The sequence below is a fragment of the Streptomyces sp. NPDC051218 genome, assembly GCF_044455475.1.
GTDB lineage: Bacteria > Actinomycetota > Actinomycetes > Streptomycetales > Streptomycetaceae > Streptomyces.
This window is the reverse complement of sequence record NZ_JBITEU010000035.1, coordinates 1-4775: the sequence shown is the minus strand read 5'-3', so window position 1 is coordinate 4775 and position 4775 is coordinate 1. Positions and strand designations below refer to the sequence as shown.

Here is a 4775-nt window from a genome sequence, read left to right as displayed (position 1 = left end):
AGCATGCCCGCGCCCTCGGCCCAGCCGGTGCCATCGGCGTCCTCGGAGAACGCACGGCACCGACCGTCCACCGAAAGACCCTGCTGCCGCGAGAACTCCACGAACGTACCCGGCGACACCATGACCGTCACACCACCGGCCAGCGCGAGCGAGCACTCACCCGAACGCACCGCCTGGGCTGCGAGATGCAGCGCCACAAGCGACGACGAACACGCCGTGTCCACCGTCACCGCCGGACCCTCAAGCCCCATCACATACGACACCCGGCCGGACAGCACACTCGTCGCATTGCCCGTCATCAGGTGGCCCTCGACACCGGAACCAGCCTGCCCCGCCAGGGAGACACCGATTCCGTAGCTGGAGGCGAAGCCGCCCGCGAAGACGCCGGTCGCGCTGCCCCGCAGTGAGTGCGGGTCGATACCGGCCCGCTCCAGCGCCTCCCACGACGTCTCCAGAAGCAACCGCTGCTGCGGGTCCATCGCGAGGGCCTCGCGCGGGCTGATCCCGAAGAAGTCCGCATCGAACACCGTCGCGTCCCGCAGGAACGCGCCCTGCGCCACGTACGAAGTGCCCTCGCTCTCGCGGTCAGGGTCGTAGACGCTCTCCAGGTCCCAGCCACGGTCGGTCGGGAAGCCGCCCACCGCGTCACCACCGGAAGACAGCAGCTCCCAGAACTCCTCCGGACTGCCCGCACCCCCCGGGAAACGGCACGCCATACCGACGATCGCCACGGGCTCCGTCGCCCGCTCCTGCACCTTGCGCAACCGTGCTCGGGCGTCCTGGGCGTCGGCAATGGCCCGCTTAAGGTAACTACGAAGCTTGTCCTCGTCAGACACGGTCAGCTCCCAGGAATGATGTTCGGTGGTTTCAGGGGGAGGGCCGGCCGCACGGAGCATGCGGCCAGCCCAAGGGGGGCGCGGCCCATCAGGGCCGGGCGGGGATCACTCGAGTTCGTCGACGAGAGCGAACAGCTCGTCGTCGGTTGCGGCCTCGAGCTCCTCTTCGCGCCGCTTCTTGCTCTTGTCGGCGGCCTCGTCGCCCATGGCTTCAAGGAGTCGGCGCAGCCGCTCGGCAGCCTCTTCCCGTACGGGTTCGTCCACCGAGTCGGCCCGGAGGGCGGCCTCGAGCCGGTCGATCTCGGCGAGCACCGGGACCGGCGCCGCTTCGTCCGTGACCATCTCGGTGCGCAGCCACTCGGCGAGTGCGACCGGGGTGGGGTAGTCGTAGATGAGCGTCGCGGGCAGCCGCAGTCCCGTCACCCCGTTGAGGCGGTTACGGAGCTCGACTGCCGTCAGGGAGTCGAAGCCCAGGTCCTTGAACGCCCGCCGGTCCTCGACCGCTTCGGCCGATGCATGACCGAGGGCGGCGGCCACTTCGGCCCGCACCGCATCGGTGAGCACCCGCTCCTGCTCCGCCCGGCCGAGACCGGCGAGCCGCGCCGCGAGGCCGCCCTCGTCCCGCAGCCCACCGCCGCGGCCCACAGCCGGGGCGGCGGCCAGCTTGCGGATCTCCGGCAGGTCCCGCAGGAGCGGGGTCTGCCGCGGGTTTGTCGCGCCCGGCGCCGCCACCAACTGCTCCCAGTCGACGTCCATCACGGTCACCACCGCGTCGGGGCCGTCCAGGGCCTCACCCAGAGCGCGTACGGCGAGCTGCGGGTCCATCGGCGGCATCGGGCCACGCTTGACCCGCTCTCGCACCGCCTCGCTCGACGCGGCGAAACCGCCGCCCGCCCACGCACCCCAGGCCACGGTCAGACCGGCGAGGCCACGGGCCCGTCGGTCCTCCGCCAGCGCGTCCAAGTACGCGTTGGCGGCGGCGTAGTTGCCCTGACCCGCGGCTCCCAGTGTCGACGCGGCCGACGAGAACAGTACGAACGCGTCCAGGTCGAGGTCGGCAGTCAGCTCGTCCAGATGGGCGGCGCTTGCGGCCTTCGCCGCGAGGACCGTCTCCAGACGCGGCACCGAAAGCCGGTCCACCACACCGTCGTCCAACACCGCCGCCGTATGCATCACCGACGACAACGAAGGACCACTCGAACCAGCCCACGCGATCAGCCCGGCAAGCTCCGACCGGTCACTCACATCACAAGCCACCACATCGACGGCAGTCCCGCCAGTCGCCAGCTCCGCGACCGTCGCCGCGATGTCGTAGGCGGCAGGACCGGAACGGCTCGTCAGCACCAGACGTGCCGCGTCCCGCTCGGCCAGCCACCGCGACACGTGTCCCGCGAGCGCACCCGTGCCGCCGGTGATCAGCACACTGCCGCCCGGCGTCCAGGAACGGCCGTCGTCACGGTGCTGCCCCGCACGGGTCAGCCTGCGGCCGAGGATTCCGGCCGACCGGATGGCGACCTCGTCCTCGTCGCACCCGGCAAGCACCGCCACCAGGCGTGCGCCGGCCCGCTCGTCGACCGTCACGGGCAGGTCGATCAAGCCGCCCCAGCGGTCCGGGTGTTCCAGACCGACGACCCGGCCCAGACCCCACACCTGACCCTGTACCGAACTGACCAGCGCCTCACCGGGCGCGGTCACGACCGCGCCACACGTGGCGACCCACAGCGGCGCGACGACTTCGGCATCGCCGAGGGACTGTATGAGCCCCAGAGTCGCGGCAAGGCCCCCGGACACCACCGGATGCTCCGGCACCAGCGTCTCGTCAAGCGCGAGGAGCGAGAGCACACCGGACACTCCGGCAGGCTCCACGCCCGCGCTCCGCAGCGCCGCGCCGAGTACGGCGCCCAGATCCGCACGGTCCACGACCCCGGCCGGAACCTCGGCCACAACGACCTCGGCCCCACGAGCCGCCAGCGCGGCGACACACCGGCGTGCAGCGCCTTCCCCGCTCAGTCCGGCGGGAGCGACGACGAGCCAAGTTCCGGACAGGACACGGGAGTCGGGCTCTGCGACCGCGACCCAACCCGCCCGGTAGCGCCATCCCGCCGTCATGGAACGGTCCTGCTCGCGGCGCCGCCAGGACGCCAGCGCGGGCAGTACCTCGCCCAGGTGTCGCTGGTCCTCGATGGCCAGCGTGTCGGCGATGCGCGCCAGGTCTCCGTCCTCGACAGCCGCCCAGAAACGGGATTCGGCCGCCGTACTCGCGCCATCGCCACCCGCGACCGATCCCGGCATCGGCAGGGTGAGCACACCCTCGGGCCAGTACCGCTGGTGCCGGAAGGCGTACGTGGGCAGTTCCGCCTGCTCGCCTGTCGGGAGCACCTTCGGCCAGTCCACGGCCGCACCCTGCACGAATGCCCGCGCCAGGCCGGTCACCAGACCTGACACGGCCTGCTCGTCGCGGCGCTGGAGCGGTACGAAGACGCCGTCATCGCCGCCGGCACCCGCCACCGCTTCGGGGCCGAGCGCGGACAGCGAACCATCCGGGCCCACCTCGATGAACACCGACACACCCTGCGCCGCAAGCGCGGCCACCGCATCCGCGAACCGCACCGCCTGCCGCGTCTGCGCAGGCCAATACCCGCTCTCGCACTCCGACAGCACCTCGCCGCTCAGCGCACCGGCCCACATGGTGTGCGGGCGCTGGTAGGTGAGCCCAGAGGCGACCTCACCCAGCTCGTCCAGTACGAGGTCCATGGCCGGGGAGTGGAAGGCGTGCGATACGCGCAGCCGCCGCACTCGACGGCCCTGCTCCCGCCACGACTCCACCACCGCATCCACGGCACCGACCTCACCCGAAACCACCACCGAGTCAGGACCGTTGACCGCCGCGACCACCACACCCGGCAGATCGGCGAGACCCGAGACGACCTCCGCCTCGGATGCGCCGATGGCCGCCATAGCCCCACCAGCAGGCAGCTCCTGCATCAGCCGCGCACGCGCCGCCACCAAACGGCACGCATCCGCCAACGACAGCACCCCAGCCACGTACGCAGCCGCGACCTCACCCACCGAATGACCCACCACAGCATCGGCGACCACACCAGCCGCCTCCAACACCGCAGCCAACGCCACCTCAAAGGCGAACAACCCCGCCTGCGCATACAACGTCTGGTCAACCAGGCCCGCGTCCACCCCATCCACACCCAGCACTACATCCCGTACGGATGCACCAACAGACACACCCAACTCCAGCTCAAGCAGCCCACACACACGGTCGAAGGTCTCAGCGAACACCGGACTGCCCTCATACAGGCCCTGACCCATCCCCACCCACTGCGAACCCTGACCCGCAAACACCAGACCAACCCGCGCATCCGAACGGGCCACGCCCGACACCACTGAAGCCGCCGACACCTGAGCGGCCAGACTCTCCAGACCAGCCACCAGCTCGGTCCGCTCGCCGCCGACCACCACAGCCCGGTGCTCGAACGCCGACCTGGCCGTGGCCAGCGACCACGCCACATCCACCGGCTCCAACTCCGGCCGGGGGACGAGCCATTCGCGGAGGCGGCCCGCCTGAGCCGCAAGGCCGTCCGCAGACCGACCCGACACCAACCACGCACCGACCTCACCGGAACCGACAACCGCCGGGGGTACGTCCACCGGCTCGGTCAACGGGTGATCGTCTACGGGAGCCTCCTCCACGATGATGTGCGCGTTGGTACCGCTCATCCCGAATGCCGACACGCCTGCACGACGCACCCGGCCCTCGGACGGCCACGGCACCGACTCGGTCAGGAGCCTGACGTCGCCGGCCGTCCAGTCCACGTGCGACGACGGCTCGTCCGCGTGCAACGTCTGCGGCAGCTGCTCGTGCTGGAGGGCGAGGACCATCTTGATCAAACCCGCCACACCGGCCGCCGCCTGCGTGTGACCGAT

The 4775-nt window shown here is 71.0% G+C and carries 2 protein-coding genes; both read right to left on the bottom strand.

Going from position 1 to position 4775, the window contains the following annotated elements; genetic code table 11:
- Positions 1 to 836: beta-ketoacyl synthase N-terminal-like domain-containing protein (locus ACIBCK_RS39120; RefSeq protein WP_399398140.1), on the bottom strand; the 836-nt coding region annotated here is incomplete at its 3' end.
- A 105-nt stretch (positions 837 to 941) separates the two neighbouring features.
- A partial coding sequence (locus tag ACIBCK_RS39115) for an acyltransferase domain-containing protein (RefSeq protein ID WP_399398138.1) occupies positions 942 to 4775 on the bottom strand: 3834 nt, incomplete at its 5' end.